Annotated in this window: 5 protein-coding genes; 1 reads left to right on the top strand and 4 read right to left on the bottom strand. The window is 73.5% G+C overall.

Translation table 11 applies throughout. The features are described 5' to 3' along the window. The 4 genes from ACFFNX_RS42705 to ACFFNX_RS42690 all read right to left on the bottom strand — a co-directional run. Positions 1-441, bottom strand: a 441-nt coding sequence (locus ACFFNX_RS42705; protein ID WP_378211960.1) for an ABC transporter ATP-binding protein, incomplete at its 3' end; no start/stop codon positions are given. Continuing rightward, on the bottom strand, positions 438-941 hold the full coding sequence (locus tag ACFFNX_RS42700) for a PadR family transcriptional regulator (protein ID WP_378211959.1): 504 nt from the start codon (positions 939-941) through the stop codon (positions 438-440). The genes ACFFNX_RS42705 and ACFFNX_RS42700, both read right to left, overlap by 4 nt. A 111-nt stretch (positions 942-1,052) precedes the next feature. Beyond that, the gene (locus ACFFNX_RS42695) at positions 1,053-1,736 is read right to left on the bottom strand and encodes a rhomboid family intramembrane serine protease (RefSeq protein ID WP_378211958.1); all 684 of its coding nucleotides are present in this window, start codon (positions 1,734-1,736) and stop codon (positions 1,053-1,055) included. 112 nt (positions 1,737-1,848) lie between these two features. Further along, positions 1,849-2,286, bottom strand: a complete 438-nt coding sequence (locus ACFFNX_RS42690) for a gamma-glutamylcyclotransferase family protein (protein WP_378211957.1) — start codon at positions 2,284-2,286, stop codon at positions 1,849-1,851. Positions 2,287-2,347: 61 nt separating this feature from the next. Here ACFFNX_RS42690 and ACFFNX_RS42685 point away from each other — a divergent pair. Next, the coding region (locus tag ACFFNX_RS42685) for an ATP-binding protein (protein WP_378211956.1) at positions 2,348-4,741 on the top strand (2,394 nt) is incomplete at its 3' end.

Raw genomic sequence — 4,741 nt, 5'->3', positions numbered from 1 at the left:
CCCGCCGGACAGCGCCGCGGGCAGGTGACCGGCCCGGTCGGCCAGCCCGACGCGTTCCAGGAGCGCGGACGCCCGCCGCCGCGCCGTACGCGGCGGTACCCCGGCGAGCAGGGCCGGCAGTTCGACGTTCTCCCGCGCGGTGAGCTCGTCGACGAGGTGGAACGCCTGGAAGACGAAGCCCAGGGCCTTGCGCCGCACGCCGCTCAGCTCGGTCTCCGACATCCGGTCGAGCCGCCGGTCGGCGAGGTGCACCTCGCCGCCGGTGGGCCGTTCGAGCCCGCCGAGCAGGTGCAGGAGAGTCGACTTGCCGCAGCCGCTCGGGCCGACGATCGAGACGATCTCGCCGGGCCGTACCTCCAGATCGACCTCGTCGACCGCGCGGACCAGCCCCGCGTCCCGGCCGTACTCCTTGCGCAGCCTCACGGCCCGCAGCACCGTCATCTCGTCTCCCAGTAGTGGGCGCAGGCGTCCAGCCAGCGCAGATCGGCCTCGAGCCGGAGGACGACGCCTTCGAGGAGCAGCGTCGAGGCCGCGCCCTCGGGCTCGGTGAGCGCGGCCCGCTGCGCGTCGGCCAGCCGGCGCAGCAGCTCGCGGCGCTGGAGGTCGACGATCTCCACCGGATCGGCCAGGCGGGCCGCGGCGGCCGCGATCAGCTTGAGGTGGAACTCGGTCGGCCGGCTCCAGCTCACGTCCGCGAGCCAGGTCCGTACGCGCTGCTGGCCCTCGGCCGTGAGCGCGTAGACCTTGCGGTCCGGGCGGTCGGCCTGGCCGACGTGCTCGGCGGTGACCATCCCCGCCTTCTCCAGGCGCGTCAGGGTCACATAGACCTGGCCGGCGTTGAGCGCGTCGCGGAGCGGCCCCAGGGCCTCCTGGAGCCGGGCCCGCAGCTCGTAGCCGTGGGAGGGCTCCTTGGCGAGCAACGCGAGTACGACGTCCTGCACAGCATCACCTCTAACCGTTAGCTATATAGGTAACGGTTAGCTGTGAAGGACGTCAAATCGGAACGGCCGCCGGCGCGAAGCGCGTCGCCGGCGGCCGGAGTGATCACGCGGTCAGGCGACGACCGGATCGCGACGGCGGACGGACAGGGCGAGGGCGGAGGCGATCACCAGGCCGACCAGCAGCGCGCCGCCGTGGATGTCACGGATCGCGATCAGGGCCACGCCCGTGAGCGGCACGGCCACGGCCGCCCAGCGGCCCGCGGCGACACCGCGCCCGGCCGCGATGTTGGCGGCCATGGCCGCCACCACGCCGATCGCCAGCAGCGGGAACCAGACGGTGGCCAGGAGCGCGCCGCACCACAGCAGCACGGACATCGAGGCGACCCGCGGGAGACGCCCGTCACCGCGCCACAGCGCCACCGCCACGGCCCCGGCGAGACCGCAGACCGCGACGGAGTTCCCGCCCCCGTGCGGCTGCCAGGCGTACCCGGCGACCTCGCCCACCAGACCGGTGACGAAGTAGCTCACCAGCCAGCGCGGCCGCGAGACGACCTGCTCCGCGACGAGGCCGACGAAGACGAGGAACAGCAGGTTCGAGATCGTGCCCGGCACACCGCCGTCCTGCACGAAGAGCGAGGTGCCGGTCCGCCACCAGTCGCCGTGGAGACCGGCGGGGGTGCGCTCCAGGTGCGCGAGCATGCCGGGCACGAGGAACTGCGCGACGTTCGACAGAGCCGTGACGCCGAAGATGATCGCCGTCACCAGGGGGAACCGCCGCAGACCGTGGATTTTCATGAGGCTTACTCTTCCGGCCGGCGGCACATCGCGGCAGAGCCATCGATCCACCCCTCGACGGGACAAATGTCCGTACGCGGCCGGTGTCCTCCGTGCCGTGCGGAGCGGGGCGTCATCCGTGGGAACGCCGCCACGCGAGGCACCTCCCGGCGAACGCGCTCAGGTGGCGGACGCCGAAGTCCTCCGGCGACCAGTCGGCCGGCAGCGCCGTCGCGGCGTCGCGGGTGAGATAGGCCCATCCGTGGCGGCCGTCGGCGAGCGTGAGGCGTTCCAGGGCGTAGAAGTCGTCCTCGTACGCGTCGATGATCTCCCACTCCACGGCGGTCAGCCCGGAGATCAGCACGCCCCCGGCCGCGCCCGGACCGGGCACGAGCACGGGATAGACCCGTCCGTCCAGCGCGGCGACGCGCCAGCCCTCGGCGGTCGCCGGCCCGTGGTCGGGCACCCGCCCGAGCAGCGCCCGCAGGACGTCCGGGAACCGGAGTGTGCCGTACGCGAACAGGGCCGCGGGCGCCGGCGGCAGCGACCGGCCCGGCATCGTACGTGACATGGGCCACCTCCTCCGATCACGGTAGCGACGCCCTCACGAGGACCGGGATATTGAGTCTGTTTTGTCCGACCTTGATGGCATCCTGGAAAGCGTGCCCAACCAGCAGGGAATCAGTGCCGTCATGGTCGGCCGCGCCAGTGAGCTGGCCTCTCTCGAAACCGCTCTGCGAGAGACGCCGGCCGCTCTGCTCGTGGGCGGCGAGGCCGGGGTGGGCAAGACACGCCTGATCCGCGAGTTCCTCGAGACGGCCCGCCGCCGCGACGGCGGGCCCCGCGTGCTCATGGGCGGATGTCTCCAGATCAGCTCCGAGGGCCTGCCGTTCGCGCCGTTCAGCGCGGTGCTCCGGCAGCTCGTCCGCGAGATCGGCGTCGACGGGGTGGCCGCCCTGCTGCCCGGCGGCTCACCCGGCGGGCTGGCGCGCCTGCTGCCGGAGTTCGGCGAGCCGGACACCGAGACCGCCACGACCGAGGCGCGCACGCGCCTGTTCGACCATGTGCTGCTGCTGTTCGAGCGGCTGACGGAGCAGACGCCCGTCGTCCTGGTCATCGAGGACGCGCACTGGGCGGAACGGTCAACGCGCGACCTGCTCAGCTACCTGATCCGCAACCTGCCGCCCGGCCTGATGGTGATCGTCACCTACCGGTCGGACGAGCTGCACCGCGACCATCCCCTCCGGCCGCTGCTGGCCGAACTCGGCCGCGCCGGCTGGGTCCGCCGTCTCGACCTCGACCGGCTGCCGCGCCGCGCCGTCGCCGAGCAGACACGCCGCATCCTCGGCCGCGAGCCCGCGCCGCAGCTGCTCGACGAGGTGTACGAGCGCAGCGAGGGCAACCCGCTGTTCGTCGAGGCGCTGCTCGGCCGCGACGGTGAGATCAACTGCGAGCTGCCCGAGTCGCTCCGCGACCTGATCCTCGGCAGCGTGCAACGGCTGCCCGAAGAGACCCAGGAGATCCTGCGCGTGGCCAGCGCGGGCGGCGACCGGGTGGAGCACGCGCTGCTCGCGGCGGTGAGCGGGCTCGACGACACCGGGCTCTCCCGGGTGCTACGGCCCGCCGTGGCCGCGAACGTCCTCGTCGTGGACGGCGAGTCGTACGGCTTCCGGCACGCGCTGATGCGGGAGGCGATCCACGGCGACCTGTTGCCGGGCGAGCACACGCGCACCCACGCGCGGTTCGCCGAGGCGCTGGAGGCCGATCCGTCGCTCGTGCCGCCGGGCCGCGCCGCCGCCGAGCTGGCCCACCACTGGTACTCCGCACACGACACGACGTGGGCGCTGGTCAGCGCCTGGCAGGCGGCGCAGGTCGCCAAGGAGGCCACCGCCTACACCGAGTGGCTCCGCATGATCGACCGGGTCCTCACGCTGTGGGACCGGGTGCCCGACGCCGCCGAGCGGCTCGGCGTCGGCCACACCGACGTGCTGGAGCGGGCGATCGAGGCCGCCGACCTGGCCGGTGAGACCGAACGCGGCGTGGCGTTCGCCCGCGAGGCGCTCAAGGAGATCGACGATCCGCCCCGGGCGGCCGCGGTGCTGGAGCAGCGGGGCCGCCTCAAGATCCGGTTGGGCCACCGCACCGCGCTGGACGACCTGCGCGAGGCGGCCCGCCTCGTGCCCGTCGACCCACCGAGCACCACCCGCGCCCGCGTGCTGTCCACCTTGGCGCAGCACCTCTACCTGCTGCCGAACCGCGCCGAGGAGGCGCGTGAGCTGGCCTCGGCGGCGCTCGCGGTGGCCCGGGAGACCGGTGACGCCACGGTCGAGGCGCACGCGCTGACCACGATCGCGGCCTGCGACTTCGCCGAGACCGACGCCGCGCGTCACCTGGCCGTCCTGGCCGAGGCCGCGGAGGTCTACCGCCGGGGCGCCGACGACTCCGCCATGCTCCGCGTGGCCACCAACGAGTCGCACATCCTGGAGAGCATCGGCGAGCACGAACGCGCCATCGAGGCGGCTCAGCGGGGCATCGCCCTGGCGCGCAAGCACGGACAGGCCCGTACCTCCGGCGCGTTCCTCACCATCAACCTCGCCGAGCCGTTGCTCAACCTGGGCCGGTGGGACGAGGTCCTGGAGGTGACCGAGCACGCGCTGGAGCTGTCCCCGCCGCCGCTCACTCGGGCGTCGCTTCACAACGCGCTGGGCGACATCGCGCTCGCCCGTGGCGACCTGGCCGTTGCCGCGCGGGCCGCCGCCGCGCTCGACTCCGTCCTCGCCCCGACGTTCTCCCGCACACAGGAGCTGTTCCCCTCCGTACGCCTGCGGCTCGACCTGAAGGTGGCCGAGGGCGACCTGACCGGCGCGCTCGACGTCGTGGAGAACGTGGTCGAAGAACTGCATCCGTCGGTCAACACCCGCTACGGCTGGCCGCTGATGGCCAGTGCGGCGCGCGCCTGCGCCGAGGCGCCGGGCGAGCGTTCGGGCAAGCTGCTGGCCCGGCTGCGCGACCAGGCGAACCGGACC

The organism is Actinoallomurus acaciae, assembly GCF_042429965.1.
GTDB lineage: Bacteria > Actinomycetota > Actinomycetes > Streptosporangiales > Streptosporangiaceae > Actinoallomurus > Actinoallomurus acaciae.
This window is presented reverse-complemented; position numbering and strand designations above follow the sequence as displayed.